General features: G+C 59.7%; 14 protein-coding genes and 2 riboswitches. Of the genes, 9 read left to right on the plus strand and 5 right to left on the minus strand.

What is annotated here, in order from left to right:
• Positions 1-2 precede the first annotated feature (2 nt).
• Positions 3-1,064 (minus strand): cobalamin biosynthesis protein CobW, encoded by a 1,062-nt coding sequence (gene cobW, locus ACZ3HH_RS00790; RefSeq protein ID WP_052964350.1) that lies wholly within the window; start codon positions 1,062-1,064, stop codon positions 3-5.
• A 101-nt stretch (positions 1,065-1,165) separates the two neighbouring features.
• A riboswitch (cobalamin riboswitch) is annotated at positions 1,166-1,381 on the minus strand.
• A gap of 257 nt (positions 1,382-1,638) precedes the next feature.
• Positions 1,639-1,865: riboswitch (cobalamin riboswitch) on the plus strand.
• 121 nt (positions 1,866-1,986) lie between these two features.
• Here cobW and ACZ3HH_RS00795 point away from each other — a divergent pair.
• From ACZ3HH_RS00795 to cobM, 4 genes are all read left to right on the plus strand, one after another.
• A complete protein-coding gene (locus ACZ3HH_RS00795) occupies positions 1,987-2,178 on the plus strand; it encodes a CbtB domain-containing protein (RefSeq protein ID WP_095053480.1) in 192 nt (63 codons plus the stop codon).
• Between the two features lie 11 nt (positions 2,179-2,189).
• Positions 2,190-2,897 (plus strand): CbtA family protein, encoded by a 708-nt coding sequence (locus ACZ3HH_RS00800; protein ID WP_465802201.1) that lies wholly within the window; start codon positions 2,190-2,192, stop codon positions 2,895-2,897.
• Complete coding sequence (locus tag ACZ3HH_RS00805; RefSeq protein WP_465802203.1) at positions 2,894-3,307, plus strand: cobalamin biosynthesis protein; 414 nt, start codon at positions 2,894-2,896, stop codon at positions 3,305-3,307. The genes ACZ3HH_RS00800 and ACZ3HH_RS00805 overlap by 4 nt, the downstream gene beginning before the upstream one ends.
• 82 nt (positions 3,308-3,389) lie before the next feature.
• Positions 3,390-4,136 (plus strand): precorrin-4 C(11)-methyltransferase, encoded by a 747-nt coding sequence (cobM, locus tag ACZ3HH_RS00810; RefSeq protein WP_465802204.1) that lies wholly within the window; start codon positions 3,390-3,392, stop codon positions 4,134-4,136.
• Between the two features lie 202 nt (positions 4,137-4,338).
• On the opposite strand, the gene nfuA is transcribed toward cobM, so the two are convergent.
• Both nfuA and ACZ3HH_RS00820 read right to left on the minus strand, forming a co-directional pair.
• Entirely contained in the window at positions 4,339-4,923 is a 585-nt protein-coding gene (nfuA, locus tag ACZ3HH_RS00815) for a Fe-S biogenesis protein NfuA (RefSeq protein ID WP_007946504.1), read from the minus strand.
• A gap of 197 nt (positions 4,924-5,120) precedes the next feature.
• Positions 5,121-7,406: a fatty acid cis/trans isomerase gene (locus ACZ3HH_RS00820; protein WP_465802206.1), complete on the minus strand. Its 2,286-nt coding sequence runs from the start codon at positions 7,404-7,406 to the stop codon at positions 5,121-5,123.
• Positions 7,407-7,561: 155 nt separating this feature from the next.
• On the opposite strand from ACZ3HH_RS00820, the gene metH reads away from it, so the two are divergent.
• Positions 7,562-11,272, plus strand: a complete 3,711-nt coding sequence (gene metH / locus ACZ3HH_RS00825) for a methionine synthase (RefSeq protein WP_465802207.1) — start codon at positions 7,562-7,564, stop codon at positions 11,270-11,272.
• Positions 11,273-11,326: 54 nt separating this feature from the next.
• Here metH and ACZ3HH_RS00830 read toward each other — a convergent pair whose 3' ends face one another.
• Entirely contained in the window at positions 11,327-14,035 is a 2,709-nt protein-coding gene (locus ACZ3HH_RS00830; protein WP_465802208.1) for an NEL-type E3 ubiquitin ligase domain-containing protein, read from the minus strand.
• A gap of 216 nt (positions 14,036-14,251) precedes the next feature.
• On the opposite strand from ACZ3HH_RS00830, the gene ACZ3HH_RS00835 reads away from it, so the two are divergent.
• Both ACZ3HH_RS00835 and ACZ3HH_RS00840 read left to right on the plus strand, forming a co-directional pair.
• Entirely contained in the window at positions 14,252-14,791 is a 540-nt protein-coding gene (locus tag ACZ3HH_RS00835; protein WP_465802210.1) for a hypothetical protein, read from the plus strand.
• A gap of 98 nt (positions 14,792-14,889) precedes the next feature.
• Complete coding sequence (locus ACZ3HH_RS00840) at positions 14,890-15,105, plus strand: DUF2970 domain-containing protein (RefSeq protein WP_465802211.1); 216 nt, start codon at positions 14,890-14,892, stop codon at positions 15,103-15,105.
• A 6-nt stretch (positions 15,106-15,111) separates the two neighbouring features.
• On the opposite strand, the gene ACZ3HH_RS00845 is transcribed toward ACZ3HH_RS00840, so the two are convergent.
• Entirely contained in the window at positions 15,112-16,197 is a 1,086-nt protein-coding gene (locus tag ACZ3HH_RS00845; RefSeq protein WP_465802213.1) for an ABC transporter substrate-binding protein, read from the minus strand.
• Between the two features lie 522 nt (positions 16,198-16,719).
• On the opposite strand from ACZ3HH_RS00845, the gene ACZ3HH_RS00850 reads away from it, so the two are divergent.
• Entirely contained in the window at positions 16,720-18,378 is a 1,659-nt protein-coding gene (locus ACZ3HH_RS00850; RefSeq protein WP_465802214.1) for a nitrite/sulfite reductase, read from the plus strand.
• Entirely contained in the window at positions 18,362-18,856 is a 495-nt protein-coding gene (locus ACZ3HH_RS00855) for a DUF934 domain-containing protein (protein ID WP_217856336.1), read from the plus strand. The genes ACZ3HH_RS00850 and ACZ3HH_RS00855 overlap by 17 nt, the downstream gene beginning before the upstream one ends.
• The last annotated feature ends 16 nt before the right edge of the window (positions 18,857-18,872 follow it).

Genomic DNA, 18,872 nt, shown 5'->3' on the forward strand with positions numbered 1-18,872 from the left:
GTTTAAACGCTGAGCGCAGCGCGCAATTGCGCTTCGAGCTGAGCTGCGTCCAGATCCTGACCGATCAACACCAGACGGGTGGTGCGCGCTTCTTCAGCACCCCACTGACGGTCGAAGTGCTTGTCGAAGCGCGTGCCCACGCCCTGGATCAGCAGGCGCATCGGCTTGTTCGGCACCGCTGCAAAACCTTTGACCCGAAGGATGCCATGCTGGACCACCAGTTGAGTCAGTGCATCCATCAGCAGGCTTTCGTCGGCTTGTGGCAGCTCGATAGAGATGGAATCGAACGCGTCGTGGTCGTGGTCGTCCTCACCTTCATGGTGATGATCGTGATGGCTGTGGCGGCTGTCGATGTGTTCTTCGGAACCGGCGCCGAGGCCGATCAGCACGTCCAGCGGCAGACGACCGCTGCTGGCTTCGATGACTTTCACCGCCGGCGGCAATTCTTCGGCGACTTCCAGGCGCACGCGGGCCAGGTCTTCAGCGCTGATCAGGTCGGCCTTGTTGAGGATCACCAGGTCGGCGCTGGCCAGTTGGTCGGCAAACAGCTCGTGCAGCGGCGATTCGTGGTCCAGGTTCGGGTCGAGTTTGCGCATGGCATCAACCTGATCCGGGAACGCAGCGAAGGTGCCAGCAGCGACGGCCGGGCTGTCGACCACGGTGATCACCGCGTCAACCGTGCAGGCGCTGCGGATTTCTGGCCATTGGAAAGCTTGAACCAAAGGTTTTGGCAGGGCCAGGCCCGACGTTTCGATCAGGATGTGATCGAGGTCGCCGCGACGCGCGACCAGTTCGCGCATCACCGGGAAGAATTCTTCCTGAACCGTGCAGCATAGGCAGCCGTTGGCCAGTTCGTAGACGCGACCGTTGGCTTCTTCTTCGGTGCAACCGATCGAGCACTGCTTAAGGATTTCGCCGTCGATACCCAGCTCGCCGAACTCGTTGACAATCACCGCGATGCGACGGCCCTGGGCGTTGTCGAGCATGTGCCGCAGCAAGGTGGTTTTGCCCGAGCCGAGGAAGCCGGTAACGATGGTGACGGGGAGTTTGGCCAGTGTTTTCATCGGATGCCCTTTGGCAAGGTGGCGGGCATACGGGACGACAATCGCTGCGGCAGGTGCGCGCGCGCAAGAGTTCCGCCACCGGATCACCCCGCCCGGTTGTAGTGAGAATCTGTGTCGAGGCAGGTCTCCTGGCTGACGGTGTGCCGGCCTTATTGGCCTGGCATTCGCTGCGCCTTCCCGCGAACCTGATGGATCAGGGCTTGCAGTGGCGTGGCAGCGAACATCACCGTTCACAGTTGCGGGGGCAGCCGCGGCATCGACCGCGTTCCCTTCTTAGCTTCGGCAGATGCCGAAGAACCTCGAAAGCGCAAGGCTACGCATCGTATGGGGGCGGGTCAATGTTCTATAGGAGAATGCGATCACCTGTGGCGAGGGGGCTTGCCTGTGGCGAGGGAGCTTGCTCCCGTTCGGCTGCGAAGCAGTCGTGAAACCATGCGATGCGTATCTAATGGACAGACCGCATGAATTTGATGCGACCGCTACGCGCTCGAACGGGAGCAAGCTCCCTCGCCACAGGTATTTGGTGTCAGTTGAGAACCCTTGCCAATTGACGCCCAACCCCCGCCCATGCTCTCCTACACGCCTTGTTACGGGTGCCCTTCACAGGGTGAAACGGGAAACCGGTGAATCATGTGCTTTACTCAAAGCCATGTCAGTCCGGTGCTGCCCCCGCAACGGTAAGCGAGTGAAGCGTCAGATCCACTGTGCCCGTCATATGGCATGGGAAGGTGATGCTTGCAGGTGTCGGCGCAAGCCCTGCCCCTCGCGAGCCCGGAGACCGGCCCGCAACACAAAGTGAGTTTTACGTTCACTGAATAACAAACCCGCGGTGGGCGGGCGCTGTTCGAAATCTCTGCGTGCCCTGGCGTGCGGAGGTTTTCATGCGCTCTATTCACCCGCTGACAGACCAGAGGGAAGCGCCATGTCGATCATCAGCAGTACCGCCAGTAGCACCGCCAGCACTACTTCAACCTTGAGCCAACGCCTGACCGCCGCTTTTTGCGCGTCGATCCTTGGCGCGTGCCTTGTGTATTTCGCCGGTTTCTCGCACATCGAAGCGGTACACAATGCCGCGCACGATACCCGTCACAGCTCCGCCTTTCCGTGCCATTGAGACCTGCTGACATGATCAAGCGTATTGCGCAAACCGCAGGTTTCACCGGGTTGCTGGCCGCCCTGCTGCTGACCCTGCTGCAAAGCTTTTGGGTTGCCCCGCTGATTTTGCAGGCCGAGACCTACGAAAAATCCGAGCCGGCCGCTGTCGAAATCCACGAGCATGCCGCGGGTGCTGTCACCGCTCACACCCACGACGCCGAAGCCTGGGAACCTGAAGACGGCTGGCAGCGCGTGCTGTCGACCACCGGCGGCAATCTGGTGGTAGCGGTCGGTTTCGCCCTGATGTTCGCGGGCCTCTATACCTTGCGCGCTCCACGCCGTACCTCTCAGGGCCTGCTCTGGGGTCTGGCCGGTTATGCGACGTTCGTGCTGGCGCCAACCCTCGGCCTGCCACCTGAGCTGCCGGGCACTGCCGCAGCAGATCTGGCGCAACGGCAGATCTGGTGGATTGGCACTGCCGCATCCACCGCTGTTGGCATCGCGCTCATCGTATTCAGCCGCCACTGGTTGATGAAGATTCTTGGCGTGGCGATCCTGGCCGTGCCTCATGTGATCGGTGCACCGCAACCGGAAGTCCATTCGATGCTGGCGCCGGAAGCCCTGGAGGCGCAGTTCAAAATCGCTTCGCAGCTGACCAACATGGCGTTCTGGCTGGCCCTGGGCCTGATCAGTGCCTGGTTGTTCCGCCGCAAAAGCGATGGCCAATACTGCGCATGACTGACGTCAGCACAGCGCCGACCCTGGTGGTCGGCCTGGGCTGCCAGCGCGGCTGCCCCGTCAGCACGCTGCGGGCGCTACTTGATCAGGCGTTACAGGCCCATCAAATCGAGCTTCGTCAGATCAAGGCCCTGGCCAGTATCGACCTCAAGCGCGAAGAGCCCGCCCTGATCGAACTGGCCGAACAGCTGGCATTGCCGTTGATGTACTTCAGCAGCGAACAATTGGCCGGTTATGAACCGCAACTCAGCCACCACTCGGATATCGCGTTCGAACGCACCGGCTGTTACGGCGTAGCGGAAAGTGCCGCGCTGGCACTGGCCGAACAGTTGGCTCAAGCACCGGCAAAGTTGCTGATTCCACGACAGAAATACGCCCAGGCCACTCTTGCATTGGCCAGCGCCGCGTAAAATCCCCGATAATCCCCGCCTTCGATCATGAGCAATCTTCATCTGAAGCGTGCCCATGCCCTTTTTCTGACAGGAAACGACGATGACCGTCTACTTCATTGGCGCAGGCCCCGGCGACCCGGAACTTATCACCGTCAAAGGCCAGCGGCTGATTCGTAGCTGCCCGGTTATCATCTATGCAGGCTCCCTGGTGCCCGCCGCCGTGCTGGAGGGCCACCGGGCCGAACAGGTGGTCAACAGCGCCGAATTGCACCTGGAACAGATCATCGAGCTGATCAAGACCGCCCATGCCAACGGCCAGGACGTGGCCCGGGTGCATTCCGGCGATCCGAGCCTGTACGGCGCGATTGGCGAGCAGATTCGCTACTTGCGTGAACTCGACATCCCTTTCGAAATCATTCCCGGCGTCACCGCCACTGCCGCCTGCGCGGCCCTTTTGGGTGCTGAACTGACCTTGCCGGACGTGTCACAGAGCGTGATTCTGACCCGCTACGCCGACAAGACCGCGATGCCCGCCGGTGAAGAGTTGGGCAGTCTGGCGCAGCACGGGGCGACGATGGCGATCCACTTGGGGGTCAATCATCTGGAGAAGATCCTCACCGAATTGCTGCCGCACTACGGCGCCGATTGCCCGATCGCGGTGATTCATCGGGCGACCTGGCCGGATCAGGATTGGGTGGTGGGGACGCTGGCGGATATTGCCGGGAAGGTTGAAGCCAAGGGGTTTCGCCGCACGGCGCTGATTCTGGTGGGCCGGGTGTTGGGCAGCGATCACTTCAGTGAATCGTCGTTGTATCGCGCGGGGCATGCGCATTTGTACAGGCCCTGAAGCACTTGTGGCGAGGGAGCTTGCTCCCGCTGGACCGCGCAGCGGTCCCAAATCAGCCAACGCATTCATCACAGGAAAATGCATCGGCTGGATTGCGACTGCTTCGCAGTCGAGCGGGAGCAAGCTCCCTCGCCACAGGTTATCGATCACCCACAAAAAACGGCGCTCACGGGCACCGTTTTTTTATGTCGCAGCGAACACCTTAGTAGTAGGCGTTTTCTTTCTGCGTGTGGTCGGTCACGTCACGAACACCCTTGAGCTCGGGAATACGCTCGAGCAAGGTGCGCTCGATGCCTTCCTTCAGGGTAACGTCTGCCTGACCGCAGCCCTGGCAACCGCCGCCGAATTTCAGCACGGCAATGCCATCTTCGACCACATCGATCAGGCTGACCTGACCGCCGTGGCTGGCCAGCCCCGGGTTGATCTCGGTTTGCAGGTAGTAGTTGATGCGCTCGTTAACCGGGCTGTCGGCATTGACCATCGGTACTTTGGCGTTTGGCGCCTTGATGGTCAGCTGGCCGCCCATGCGGTCGGTGGCGTAGTCGACTACCGCATCGTCCAGAAATGCTTCGCTGAACGAGTCGATGTAGGCAGTGAAGCTTTTGAGCCCCAGCGCCGTGTCTTCAGGTTTTTCTTCGCCCGGCTTGCAGTAGGCAATGCAGGTTTCGGCGTACTGGGTGCCAGGCTGGGTGATAAAGACGCGGATGCCGATACCCGGGGTGTTCTGCTTGGAGAGCAGATCAGCCAGATAATCGTGGGCGGCGTCGGTAATGGTAATAGCTGTCATGGAAACTCCTCGCAGGCTTGGACGCAGTTTACGCCAATCATCGCGCCACACAAAGTCCTAGTATTTTTGTCGGGAAAGATGCACTGATCCCTGTGGGAGCGAGCCTGCTCGCGATGGCCATCTCACAGTCAACCTATCAGGTGACTGTCAGGCCCTCATCGCGAGCAGGCTCGCTCCCACACTGGATTGCAGGTGTTTCAGAGGTTTTCGTAGCGGTTCATGTCCAGCACGCCCTCTTCCACCGGGTCGGTGTCGTGGATGTAGCGGCTCAGATCATGGAAATACTGCCAGAACAGCGGATGGCTGCGGCGAATACCCCAGCGTTCGACGATTTTCTCGAAACTGGCGGCATCCCTGGCATTTTCCATCGCGTCGACGAATGCGGGCACTTGCCCGGCCGGGATGTTGAACATGAAGTTCGGGTAGCTGCTGAGTACACCCGGATAAATCGTCAACGTATCGAGACCCTGCTGATAGCGCAGCGACTCACCGAGCAGGAACGCCACGTTGCTGTGGGCGCGGTTGCGCAGCAGGCTGTAGACCTCGCGCTTGCCGCTTTGGGTCTCGATACGCAACATCGTGGCTTCTGGCAATTGATCAATGACTTTCAGCCCTGCAGCCGGACGTGAAGTCAGGCGGCTCAAGGCCTGCTCGGCGTTCTGCAGCGCCAGGTCGATGTTCGGCCGCGAGCAGTAAGCGCCGTCGCAGCGGTTGATCGGGTCGGGCTTGGCATTGAGTTCGCCGTAACGGGCCAACAACTGCAGGACGAAATCGCGTTTCGGGTCCTTTTCGTCCAGACTCAGCGCCGTTGGTTTGTCGTTGTCGATGTACTCGTAATCCAGCCACATCTTGAACTGGCCGCCGTTCTGATACCAATCGTCGAGGTAGCCGTCCCGTGAATCAGCCGGCATCAGGCGCAGGAAGTTCTGCTCGGCACCGTTGCGAATCAGGTCGAAGTACAGCCGGGTCTGGGCCTGATGGGACACGTTGCCGAACACATCGAAGTTGACCGCCAACTGGTAATACGTGCGTTCCAGCAACGGGTAATCGAACAGCCAAATGGTTTGCGGGACGTCACCGATCAGGCCTTTGTTCACCGAGGCGCTGTCGAAATGCCGGAAAATACTCAGCAAAGCGTTGTCATTGCCCGCCCACAGGGTCGACCAGCTCGGCGCCGGCAGGTCGGCATAGCTGTCGCGGCGCAAGGCTTCGTATTCGTTGCGTTTGTTGCGGTAGTCGCGCCACAGGCTCAGGACACTGCCGACGTCATCGTTCTGTCCCGGCATCGCCAGCAACGGCGTGGCCTGGCCGCGATAGTTCGGGTCGGTGATGTAGAGGTCATGCTCCGGGGCCTGGAACAGCGCCCAGAAGTTGTCGCGGATCACGTCGGTGGCGATCTGGCCGCGGCAGACCGGGCCACGAATAAAGGTGCGCACAAAGTACTCGGCGTTATCGAGCATGAACTGGTAACGCGCCTGAGCCGGGATGGCCTCAAAGGTCGTAAACGGATTGGCCCGTCGCTCCGGCCCGTAACCCGGCAGCGCGTTGACCTGCCAGTTGCCGTTGTAAAACAGGCTTTTGATCCGCGCCATCTTCGCCGCGCTCAGCGGATAGGTGATGTGGGTCTTGTGCACGATCACGCCTTGCACCGGCCATAGACGGTAATAGACCTGAGTACCCGGATCGTCATTCGGACGGCGAGTGTTAATCAGGTCGATCGGCTGCCCCGTTGGCGTGCGCGAACGTACCCACTGGAAGAAATGCCCCGGCTCGCCGTCCTTGAAATAGAGGTGCGCCAAAAACCAGTGCTCGAACAACCAGCGCCCGACCAGGCTCTCCCGGGCGCCCGGCGCGTTGAGCAGGTTTTCCCACTGCACCACCTGCAAGGCTTCCTTGGCGCTGGGCACCAGGCCCTGCTCATCAATTGGCGCGCCGGAGGCCAGCCAGCGTTGCAACGTCTGGTATTGCTGATCGGTCAGGCCGGTGACCGCCAACGGCATGCCTTCTTTCGGGTGGGAGCTGGCGTAGCCGTCGAACTCCGCCGGCATGGCGCACATGTTCTCCCGGTTCAGGCCCAGGACGATGTCTTCCGGCAACTTGGCGTTGGGCTGCAACGGGGTTTTGTGGCCCAGTTCGAGCATCCGCGCCATCAGTGCCGCTTGGCTGCCTTGGGCGTCGAGCACCGAATAAAAGCCTTTTTGCTGCCAGGCACGTTTGCCAAAGGCGTCATAAAACAGCCGGGTCGGCGCTGCGGCCTGGCGGCGCTCGCCGTCATAGACAGGCACCTTCGTAGCGCCTCGGGCCGCCCCTTCGCCACTGCCCAGATTGAGCTGACAGGCGGAGTCGTAGCAGGCATGGCAGGCCACGCACTTTTCGGTGAAGATCGGTTGAATGTCGCGGACGTAGGAAATATCCGGACCTTGTGCAGCGGCGCCCCCGCTTAAAAACAGCATCAATAGGCTGGTGACGACGCGATACGACATATCCCTGGTCCTGATCATGAGAAAACGCCGCGATTCTACCGGTCTGGCCAGCGCACCAACATGAACGATATTCATGCAAAACCCGCACATGCTCCAAAAGCGCACAGGTTTGTTATTATCCCGCCCCTTCGTCATGGCCTTACCGAGTAGTCCAAATGTCCGATCGCAGCGTTCGCCTTCAAGCTCTCAAGCACGCCCTCAAAGAGCGCATCCTGATTCTCGACGGCGGCATGGGTACGATGATCCAGAGCTACAAGCTCGAGGAGCAGGATTACCGTGGCAAACGCTTCGCCGACTGGCCGAGCGATGTAAAAGGCAACAACGACCTGTTGGTGCTGACGCGCCCGGACGTGATTGGTGCTATTGAAAAAGCCTACCTGGATGCCGGCGCCGACATTCTGGAAACCAACACCTTCAACGCCACCCAAGTGTCCCAGGCTGACTACGGCATGCAGGGCCTGGCGTACGAACTCAACGTAGAAGGCGCACGCCTGGCGCGCAAGGTGGCAGACGCCAAGACCCTGGAAACCCCGGACAAGCCGCGTTTCGTCGCCGGCGTGCTCGGTCCTACCAGCCGCACCTGCTCGCTGTCGCCTGACGTGAACAACCCCGGCTACCGCAACGTGACCTTCGATGAACTGGTGGAAAACTACACCGAGGCCACCAAAGGCCTGATCGAAGGCGGCGCCGACCTGATCCTGATCGAAACCATTTTCGACACCCTTAACGCCAAGGCCGCGATCTTCGCTGTGCAAGGTGTTTACGAAGAGTTGGGCGTCGAGTTGCCGATCATGATTTCCGGCACCATCACCGACGCCTCTGGCCGCACCCTCTCCGGCCAGACCACTGAAGCGTTCTGGAACTCCGTGGCCCACGCCAAGCCGATCTCCGTCGGTCTGAACTGCGCCCTGGGCGCCAGTGAACTGCGCCCGTACCTGGAAGAACTGTCGAACAAGGCCAGCACCTACGTGTCGGCGCACCCGAACGCAGGCCTGCCGAACGAGTTCGGCGAGTACGACGAGCTGCCGGCCCAAACCGCCAAGGTCATCGAAGAATTCGCCCAAAGCGGCTTCCTGAACATCGTCGGCGGCTGCTGCGGTACTACGCCGGGCCACATCGAAGCCATCGCCAAAGCGGTGGCCGGTTATGCGCCGCGTGAAATCCCGGACATTCCCAAGGCTTGCCGCCTGTCGGGCCTGGAACCGTTCACCATCGATCGCAGCTCGTTGTTCGTCAACGTTGGCGAGCGCACCAACATCACCGGTTCCGCCAAGTTCGCCCGTCTGATCCGTGAAGACAACTACACCGAAGCCCTGGAAGTCGCCCTGCAACAGGTCGAAGCCGGCGCCCAGGTGATCGACATCAACATGGACGAAGGGATGCTCGATTCGAAGAAGGCCATGGTGACCTTCCTCAATCTGATTGCCGGTGAACCGGACATCTCCCGCGTCCCGATCATGATCGACTCCTCCAAGTGGGAAGTGATCGAAGCCGGCCTCAAATGCATCCAGGGCAAGGGCATCGTCAACTCGATCAGCATGAAAGAAGGCGTCGAGCAGTTCATTCATCACGCCAAACTGTGCAAGCGCTACGGCGCCGCCGTGGTGGTGATGGCCTTCGACGAAGCCGGTCAGGCCGACACCGAAGCGCGCAAGAAAGAAATCTGCAAACGCTCCTACGACATTCTGGTCAACGACGTCGGCTTCCCGCCGGAAGACATCATCTTCGACCCGAACATCTTCGCCGTGGCCACCGGTATTGAAGAACACAACAATTACGCTGTGGACTTCATCAACGCCTGCGCCTATATCCGCGACGAACTGCCGTACGCCCTGACCTCTGGCGGCGTGTCGAACGTGTCGTTCTCGTTCCGTGGCAACAACCCGGTGCGTGAAGCGATTCACTCGGTGTTCCTGCTGTATGCGATTCGTAATGGCCTGACCATGGGCATCGTCAACGCCGGTCAGCTGGAGATCTACGACCAGATTCCGGCCGAGCTGCGCGACGCCGTCGAAGACGTGATCCTCAACCGCACCCCCGAAGGCACCGACGCCCTCCTCGCCATCGCCGACAAGTACAAGGGCGACGGCAGCGTCAAGGAAGCCGAGACCGAAGAGTGGCGCAACTGGGACGTTAACAAGCGTCTGGAACATGCGCTGGTCAAGGGCATCACCACCCACATCGTCGAAGACACCGAAGAGTCGCGCCTGTCCTTCGCTCGCCCGATCGAAGTGATCGAAGGCCCGCTGATGTCCGGCATGAACATCGTCGGCGACCTGTTCGGCGCCGGTAAAATGTTCCTGCCGCAAGTGGTGAAATCCGCCCGCGTGATGAAGCAGGCCGTGGCCCACTTGATTCCGTTCATCGAACTGGAAAAAGGCGACAAGCCGGAAGCCAAGGGCAAGATCCTCATGGCTACCGTGAAAGGCGACGTGCACGACATCGGCAAGAACATCGTCGGCGTGGTGCTGGGCTGTAACGGCTATGACATCGTCGACCTCGGCGTGATGGTGCCGGCGGAGAAAATCCTGCAAGTCGCCAAAGAACAGAAATGCGACATCATCGGCCTGTCCGGTTTGATCACGCCTTCGCTGGACGAAATGGTTCACGTGGCCCGCGAGATGCAGCGTCAGGACTTCCATCTGCCGTTGATGATCGGTGGCGCGACCACCTCCAAGGCGCACACCGCGGTGAAGATCGAGCCCAAGTACAGCAACGACGCGGTGATCTATGTCACCGACGCCTCCCGCGCCGTGGGCGTGGCGACGCAGTTGCTGTCCAAGGAACTGAAGGCCGGTTTCGTCGAGAAGACTCGCCTGGAATACATCGACGTTCGCGAGCGCACCGCCAACCGCAGCGCCCGTACCGAACGCCTGAGCTACCCGGTGGCCATCGCCAAGAAGCCGCAGTTCGACTGGGGCAGCTACGAACCAGTCAAACCGACGTTCACCGGCGCCAAGGTGCTGGATAACATCGACCTGAAGGTGCTGGCCGAATACATCGACTGGACGCCGTTCTTCATCTCCTGGGACCTGGCCGGCAAGTTTCCGCGCATCCTCAAGGACGAAGTGGTCGGTGAAGCCGCCACCGCGCTGTACGCCGATGCCCAGGAAATGCTCGCCAAGCTGATCGACGAAAAACTCATCAGCGCCCGTGCGGTGTTCGGCTTCTGGCCGGCCAATCAGGTGCGCGACGATGACATCGAAGTCTACGGCGATGACGGCAAGCCATTGGCCAAGCTGCATCACTTGCGCCAGCAGATCATCAAAACCGACGGCAAACCGAACTTCTCCCTGGCCGACTTCGTTGCGCCCAAAGACAGTGGCGTGACCGACTACGTGGGAGGCTTCATCACCACCGCCGGGATCGGCGCCGAAGAAGTGGCCAAGGCCTATCAGGATGCGGGCGACGACTACAACTCGATCATGGTCAAAGCCCTGGCCGACCGCTTGGCCGAGGCCTGCGCCGAGTGGCTGCACCAACAGGTGCGTAAAGACTACTGGGGCTACGCCAAGGACGAGACGCTGGACAACGAGGCGCTGATCAAAGAGCAATACACCGGCATCCGCCCTGCTCCGGGCTACCCGGCCTGCCCGGATCACACCGAGAAAGCCACGCTGTTCAAGTTGCTGGACCCGGAAGCGGAAGAACTCAAGGCCGGCCGCAGCGGCGTGTTCCTCACCGAGCACTACGCCATGTTCCCGGCGGCAGCGGTCAGCGGTTGGTACTTCGCTCACCCGCAGGCGCAGTATTTCGCCGTGGGCAAGATCGACAAGGATCAGGTGCAGAGCTACACCTCGCGTAAAGGCCAGGAGCTGAGCGTGACCGAGCGCTGGCTGGCGCCGAACCTGGGTTACGACAACTGAGACACCCTAGAAATCAGAATTCCGACGCCGGTTAACCCGGCGCCGGAAGGCTGATTATCGGCTTGAGGTTCCCGGCAGCGGTGCTGCGCCAGAGGAGCGTTCAATCGCCTCGACCTCTTGTCGAGACAGCTCGATCATCTTTGCGTTACGTGCGGCTGTCAGATCAAACAGCTGCTCCATGAGCTTCGCATCGTCGACATCCATCCCGTCACCCTGCTCCTGCGACAGGTCTGCCTCGTCGAGCGCCCTGAATGCTTCGGGATATTTTTCCTTGAGATAACTTACCCAGTAGTCACGCTGGATAAGGTTCTCAAAAAAAACGTCGCCGTGTTCGGCATTCATCACTTCGCGGCGGGCTTCGGCCAATTGCCGGGTAGTTACACCTGAGGCATACGTCATGTGCTTCGGCTGCCCCGGCAGCTCCAGGCCATCGTCCCACCCGCCGGTCAGGCCGATTCGATAACCCAGGCGTACCTCCGCCTGATCCTGACCGGTATGGGTAGCGGCTTTCGTCGCCAGTTCATCGACCTTGTCCAACCGGAAAAGCCGTCTGGACAACCTCAATAATGCTTCGCCTTTTACACCGGGCGATCCGGCAGACACTTCGTGCAAGGCATTGTGTGTATACACCGTACTTTCCAGCGCACTGAAGGTCAGAATTCGACCGTCGACGCAGGTGCCGTGGGTGTTTGAACTGGCAAACAGCGTTTCTCGAAGTCCGGTGTTGCCAGCGGCGGCCTCCATGACTGTCCAGACCCGCCGCGTCAGGTCGGCATTTGCCACCTGGAACTCACGCGTGTCCTGCAACCGTGAAAGCAAATGGAAGAACGCTGCATTGTCCGGTTCCGCCGCCAGTTGATTCCAGAGCCGAGTCTTGCTGGCTAACTCCTCGGGAGGGGCATTGGCCAGCCAGGGTGTCTTCTGCTCGACCTCGAGTTCCCTGCCGGAAAGATCTTCATCCGATTCGATGCTACGTTCACTGACCGCTTCACTTTCATTGCGCGCTCGATCAATCCACTCATCCAGAGTAACGCGCGAGTACCCAAGGACGGTTTCGCGCGATCCCCTTTCGCGAAAGTCCCGCATCTGCTCAAGGGCCTCAAGCGACAGATTGAAGTTGTCGCTGAGGTCCGTGCCCGACATCAGCACGTCATGGCTGCCATCCAGGGCCTGTGGAGGAATCGACGTGATGTCGTTACCACTCAGGTTCAGCGTCCTGAGATGACTGCTATCCAGCATACCAACCGGCCAGTCGGTCAAATTGTTGTTGCGCAGATCCAGCGTCTCCAATCGCTCAAAAACGCCGAGATCAAATTCATCCAGTATGTTGTAGCTCAGATCCAGCCATTGCAAACGCTGCAGGAGGTTCAACGAGGCATACAGATGATCGCTATCGCTCAATCGGTTCGAGGACAACTCCAGCCGTTCAAGGGTGTGCATTCGGCCAACCGGCTCGGGGACCGCTTGCAGGTCATTGCCATTGAGTTCCAGCGTCCTGAGTTGCTTGAAAGCCTGTAGAAACCCATTGGAGCCCTGTTCACCCAGCCTTGCCCCGGTCAGGTTCAACGTGCCCACGTGGTCGAACACTGCGGGCAATTCGGGAAGATCGCCCAACTGCAGGCCGTTGAGATTCAACACCGTGTCTGCAGCACCTTGCGCGGCACTCAGGCTCTCACGCCAGCAATCAAGGATTCGCAATGCGGCCTGGTTGCGGCTTGCCGATGAGGCTACCCAACCAGCGCCACTTGACTGGCGCGCGAACAGCCAACCATTCAATTGGCGCGTCAGTTCATCATGGGTCCGGTCCCATCCGGCAATCCGCTCGCTGATTTGCACCTCGCTAGCCCCACTCTCGCGCAGCTGTTCAATCACTTGCAGGGCTTCACCTTCCGCGAGCATTGGTTTTATCCGCTGCAGACGCTTGGCAAGATGCACAGCCCCTTCTCCCACAGGAATTTCCGGCAGGGGCAGCAAATGACGAGCGATGGAAAAACCGCTTTCAGTCGGAGGAAAAACTGACGGCACCTTCTCCCGGGCGAACCTTTCCAGGGTGCCCACAGGCAGACCACGGTCCAGCTCGATCTGCAGGCGGGCGATGTCCAGAAAAATCACCGCCTGCGGGGTCAATGGCGTGCCGGTCAGGTCGGTCTTGAGCAGCATCTCGCGCTCCAGCACCGTCGCCGGGAGCGAGGAAATCCTGCTGTCACGCAAATCCAGCCAGCTCAGCTCTGGCAGGTCGTGCACCCCTGTCGGCCATTCATGCAGGTTGGTCGCCCGCAAGTCCAAGGCTTTAAGGTGCGGCATATGACTGACATCCAGCGAGTTCAGCGGATTGTTGTGCAGGTCCAGATATTCAAGTTTCTGCAATCCATCAAAACCCTGGCCCATCGTAAGGTCGCCAACAATCGCATTGCCAGAAAGGTCCAGACGGGTCAACTGCACAAGATCACCCGCTGCAATTGGCACAGCGGTCAACCCGCTACCGCTCACATCGAGTTGTTGAAGTTCGGTAAACCCTCGAACAAAGCCACGGACGTTTTCAGCAGGCGCTTTCACACCTTTCAAATACAACCGTTGAACATGTGCGAAAGCAGCGCCAGGCAAGTCAGGGAACTCACTGAGTTCCAGGTTCGGCAAATCGAGCAACGTGGCGTCGACCGTCGCACCGTAGCGTTTGAATGCACCGTTGCGCCAGCAAGCCTTGATGGAAAGGGTGGCCCATGTCCGCCCCACCATCTCATTGATCGCCTTGGGCGTCTGCATCACGCGATGGCTCCAGTCTTTCAGATGACGATCAAGCACGCCTGACGTCTCGCTCAAGGCATCGACCGCCTCGAACCGTGCATCTGCCCCCTGCCACTGCTCGACAAACCGGTTGAACAGGCCTTCAGTCGACTCGTTCATCCCCGCTACAAGACGCGACAGCTCACCCTTGCAGTAGTCCCTGACCATTTCTTCCCGATCAACCAGGTGCTCGGGGTGATTGCCCGCGCGGTGGATATGCCTTCAAGGTTAGGTGCATTGACGACGCTGCAGGAGCTCAGTGTTTATTTTTCGGATCTCACGCCGATGGCTCTGGATGTCAGTCGTTTGCGCAATCTGCGCAGGTTGGCAATTGGCTCGCGCATGCTGCGTGAATGGCCGGTCGGAGTGCTTGATTTGCCGGAGCTGGAGCGCTTGAACCTCAAAGATACCGGAATTGGAACATTGCCCGACGGGTCTTTCCAGGGACATGAAAAACTGTGGTCCGGCTTGTCTCTGGACTGGTCGAACTTCTCGCGTGAACACTTCAAACCGGCGTTTGAGTACATCACTAACTGGCCGGGTTGCCTGCTGCGACCGAGCGCCTTGAGGTTGGTGGCGGTCGCATGCTTGATCCAGCCGGGCAGCCGGCCCTTGATCAGTTCGGTGTGCAAGCCGCTGTCTGCGGATGAGTCCATTCCAGACACAATGATTCTCCTGATGTCAGTGTTGAAGCATCAGGACACCACAATCGCGCACTCACTCTGCGGTACATAATTATTTGATAAACATTACCCGGACGACGAATTCAATACCCGCAACCGTGGCATTGGCTATCCTCATCACATCATTTCAGAGCACAGTCAGAGGCTTTTATGGATGAGTCTAATAACAAACCGCCGACCTTCTGGCAGATGCTGCACAGCGTGCTGGCTGCCGCGTTCGGGGTACAGAGCGGTAAGAACCGGGCGCGCGACTTCACCCACGGCAAGCCGAGTCATTTTGTGATTCTGGGGATTCTGTTCACGGCAGTGTTCGCGTTGACGCTGTTTGGCATCGTCAAACTGGTGCTGCACCTGGCGGGTATCTGAACGGGCTCAGTGCATCAGGGCTTGCAAGCTGAACGGGTAGCGATACGACGTCGGTCGCCCCTTGGCCGAGAGCTTCTGGAAATCCACGCCGTAATCCTGAGTAGCACTCAACGCCAGCAACCGCTTGGCTTGTGCGTGATTGATCAGCTGCAACAATGGAATCTGCCGGTCGCGCCCGCCGTACTGGCTGACATCCACCCCCATGTCGTAGTCATGCAGTTGCACCAGGGCCCAACCACCCAGAGTGAAGTGCCCGCCCAACAGCACACTCAACCGCCCGTCCAGCAGCGCCTGTAACGCGGTCGGTGAATTGTTGACCGCACTGAACAGCACGTCCTTGCCGGGTCGGCCGCCCGTTTCGGCGTAGGCCTGCATGGCGCCAAAGGCCATTTCATCGTTGGCCGACCAGACCAGCGACGTTTGCGGATAACGCTTGAACAACAACCTGGCCTGTTCATAGGCGCGCTCGCGGGTCCAGCCGCCATAGACCAACTGGCGCAACCGCACCTCAGGGTGTTCGGCCAATGCCCGCATCATGCCCTGCTCACGCTGTTGCGCGGCTGGCGTGATTTTCAGGCCGGAAAAGGCCACGAGATCAATGACCTGACCGGGCGCGACCGGGCGATGGAGGCGAATCAGCTCCTTGAGCATCAAGTAGCCGCCCTCCTCATTGTTGGGCACCAGGCTGCCCAACCAGTCGGGATACTTGCTGGGCTGGGCGCCGAGCAGGCGCATCTGGTCCGCGGTCAGGCCGTTGTTGACCAAAAACAGCTTCACACCGCTGCCTTGAGCCAGGCGCAGGATTTCGGGTGCGACGTACAGTTCGTTGACGAACACCAGATAGTCCGGTCGATTCGGCCCTTGCAGGGCTTCGCGGGCCTGCTTGAGTGTGGTTTCAGCGTTTCGCTCGGAATACTGGATGTGCAAATCCATGCCCAGATCCTTGGCCGCGGCCTGCATGAACTGCGAGTAACTGACCCAGAACACCTCTTGGGTGGTTCCTGGATTGAGGAACAAAACGGACGCCGCCTGAGCACACGGCCCCAAGACCGTACCCAGCGCCAGCACTACACCGTAGAAGAACTTCAACATTAATCGTCCGAGCCCCGAAAATCCGCCGCGCATTATAGCCAGCGAAATCCCTGGAACGGCGCTTATTCCGGCTTTTGTCCGACAGTTGTCGGCGCCGGGCCCGGACGGGGTCGTTTATTGATGGCTGACCCAGAACACCGCCGTGCCCACGACTAGGATGATCAGGAACAAAATCGCCCAGGCATCGACCGTGCTATCGCTTTTCCCTGCTTTGGTTGGGTTGCTCATTGCATCGCCTCTTGTCGGTTTTATCGGTGATTGCATAAAGACTCGAGCACAGTTAAGACGATGATTGCCCGCACCACAAATGTGGGTTTTACCCCCATGAGTTTCATTAGTCGTTTTGGTTCTTTACATATACTCAAACATCACTTTTGCGCATAACTGCAAACTGGTATCTTGCCTCCGCTCCGTTGGGAGTGCGCGGCCGTGCGCGCAGAATTGCCGAGGCAGTATCGGAGACTTCAGCAAGCGAAAAACGCAACTGGATCCGACCGGCCCAAGCCTGAGAACAGGACTTATATGTACGTATACGACGAGTACGATCAGCGGATCATCGAGGACCGCGTCAAGCAGTTCCGTGATCAGACCCGACGCTATCTGGCAGGCGAGCTGAGCGAAGAAGAATTCCGCCCCCTGCGCCTGCAAAATGGCCTTTACATCCAGCGCTTCGCGCCGATGCTGCGGGTGGCGGTGCCTTATGGCCAACTGACTTCGCGCCAGACGCGAATGATGGCCAAAGTTGCCCGCGACTATGACAAGGGCTACGCCCACATCAGTACGCGGCAGAACGTGCAGTTCAACTGGCCGGCCCTGGAAGACATCCCGGACATCCTGGCTGAACTGGCGACCGTGCAGATGCATGCGATCCAGACCAGCGGCAACTGCCTGCGCAACGTCACCACCGACCAGTTCGCCGGTGTCGCGGCCGATGAGTTGATCGACCCGCGTCCATGGTGCGAAATCGTCCGTCAGTGGACCACGTTCCACCCGGAATTCGCTTATTTACCGCGCAAATTCAAAATCGCCATCAACGGTTCGACATCCGACCGTGCGGCCATTGAAGTCCATGACATCGGCCTTGAGCCGGTGCACAACGCCGCGGGCGAACTGGGTTTCCGTGTGCTGGTCGGTGGCGGCCTGGGCCGTACGCCGGTGGTGGGCGCGTTCATCAACGAGTTCCTGCCATGGCAGGATCTGTTGAGCTACCTCGACGCCATTCTGCGGGTCTACAACCGCTACGGCCGTCGCGACAACAAGTACAAGGCGCGGATCAAGATTCTGGTCAAGGCCCTAACACCTGAAGTGTTCGCGCAGAAAGTCGACGCGGAAATGGAACACCTTCGCGGTGGCCAGACCACCTTGACCGACGCCGAAGTGCATCGCGTGGCCAAACACTTCGTCGATCCGGACTACAAGGCTCTGGACAACCAGACAGCCGAACTGGCCGAGCTCGACAAACAGCACCCAGGCTTCGCCCGCTGGCGCACCCGCAACACCCTGGCCCACAAGAAACCGGGTTATGTGGCCGTGACCCTGTCCCTGAAGCCGACTGGCGTTGCGCCGGGCGACATCACCGACAAGCAGCTCGATGCCGTGGCCGACCTCGCCGACCGTTACAGCTTCGGTCAGCTGCGCACCTCCCACGAGCAGAACATCATTCTGGCCGATGTCGAGCAGAGCCAGTTGTTCACCCTGTGGGGCGACTTGCGCGAGCAAGGTTTCGCTACGCCGAACATCGGTTTGCTGACCGACATCATCTGCTGCCCGGGCGGCGACTTCTGCTCCCTGGCCAACGCCAAATCGATCCCGATCGCCGAGTCGATCCAGCGCCGTTTCGACGACCTGGACTACCTGTTCGACATTGGCGAGCTGGACCTGAACATCTCTGGCTGCATGAACGCCTGTGGTCACCACCACGTCGGTCACATCGGCATTCTCGGGGTGGACAAGAAAGGCGAAGAGTTCTACCAGGTGTCCCTGGGTGGCAGCGCCAGCCGCGATGCGAGCCTGGGCAAGATCCTCGGCCCGTCTTTCGCACAGGAAGCCATGCCTGACGTGATCGAGAAGCTGATCGACGTGTACATCGAACAACGTACCGAAGACGAGCGCTTCATCGACACCTATCAGCGTATCGGCATCGACCTCTTCAAGGAGCGCGTCTATGCAGCGAATCATTAAGAACAACGAAGTCGTCGACGAAACCTGGCACCTGCTGCCCAAGGATTTCAACATCGACGAGATCAGCAACTGCGACGACCTGATCGTCCCGTTGCAGCTGTGGCGCGAACACAGCCGCATGCTCAAGGCCCGCGATGGCGGCTTGGGCGTATGGCTGGATGCCGATGAAGAAGCGGAAGAAATCGGTGACGACGTTGCACAGTTCCAGGTCATCGCCTTGAACTTCCCGGCCTTCACCGATGGACGCAACTACTCCAACGCCCGCCTGCTGCGTGACCGTTATGGTTTCAAAGGCGAACTGCGGGCGATTGGCGATGTGCTGCGCGACCAGCTGTTCTACCTGCACCGCTGCGGTTTCGACGCCTTTGCGATCCGCGCCGATAAAGACCCGTATGAAGCCCTGGAAGGTCTCAAGGACTTCTCGGTGACCTATCAGGCCGCCACCGACGAACCGCTGCCGCTGTTCCGTCGCCGTTGATGTCCAGGCCTTGAAC

This window comes from Pseudomonas sp. PME37.24/025 (assembly GCF_055556615.1).

Excerpts from the sequence above, each read along its gene's own strand:
- ACZ3HH_RS00830 (WP_465802208.1), bottom strand. The coding sequence starts at position 14,035 with ATGCAGACGCCCAAGGCGATCAATGAGATGGTGGGGCGGACATGGGCC.
- cobM (WP_465802204.1), top strand. The coding sequence starts at position 3,390 with ATGACCGTCTACTTCATTGGCGCAGGCCCCGGCGACCCGGAACTTATC.
- ACZ3HH_RS00800 (WP_465802201.1), top strand. The coding sequence starts at position 2,190 with ATGATCAAGCGTATTGCGCAAACCGCAGGTTTCACCGGGTTGCTGGCC.
- ACZ3HH_RS00795 (WP_095053480.1), top strand. The coding sequence starts at position 1,987 with ATGTCGATCATCAGCAGTACCGCCAGTAGCACCGCCAGCACTACTTCA.
- ACZ3HH_RS00855 (WP_217856336.1), top strand. The coding sequence starts at position 18,362 with ATGCAGCGAATCATTAAGAACAACGAAGTCGTCGACGAAACCTGGCAC.
- ACZ3HH_RS00840 (WP_465802211.1), top strand. The coding sequence starts at position 14,890 with ATGGATGAGTCTAATAACAAACCGCCGACCTTCTGGCAGATGCTGCAC.
- ACZ3HH_RS00805 (WP_465802203.1), top strand. The coding sequence starts at position 2,894 with ATGACTGACGTCAGCACAGCGCCGACCCTGGTGGTCGGCCTGGGCTGC.
- ACZ3HH_RS00845 (WP_465802213.1), bottom strand. The coding sequence starts at position 16,197 with ATGTTGAAGTTCTTCTACGGTGTAGTGCTGGCGCTGGGTACGGTCTTG.
- cobW (WP_052964350.1), bottom strand. The coding sequence starts at position 1,064 with ATGAAAACACTGGCCAAACTCCCCGTCACCATCGTTACCGGCTTCCTC.
- ACZ3HH_RS00820 (WP_465802206.1), bottom strand. The coding sequence starts at position 7,406 with ATGTCGTATCGCGTCGTCACCAGCCTATTGATGCTGTTTTTAAGCGGG.
- nfuA (WP_007946504.1), bottom strand. The coding sequence starts at position 4,923 with ATGACAGCTATTACCATTACCGACGCCGCCCACGATTATCTGGCTGAT.
- ACZ3HH_RS00850 (WP_465802214.1), top strand. The coding sequence starts at position 16,720 with ATGTACGTATACGACGAGTACGATCAGCGGATCATCGAGGACCGCGTC.
- metH (WP_465802207.1), top strand. The coding sequence starts at position 7,562 with ATGTCCGATCGCAGCGTTCGCCTTCAAGCTCTCAAGCACGCCCTCAAA.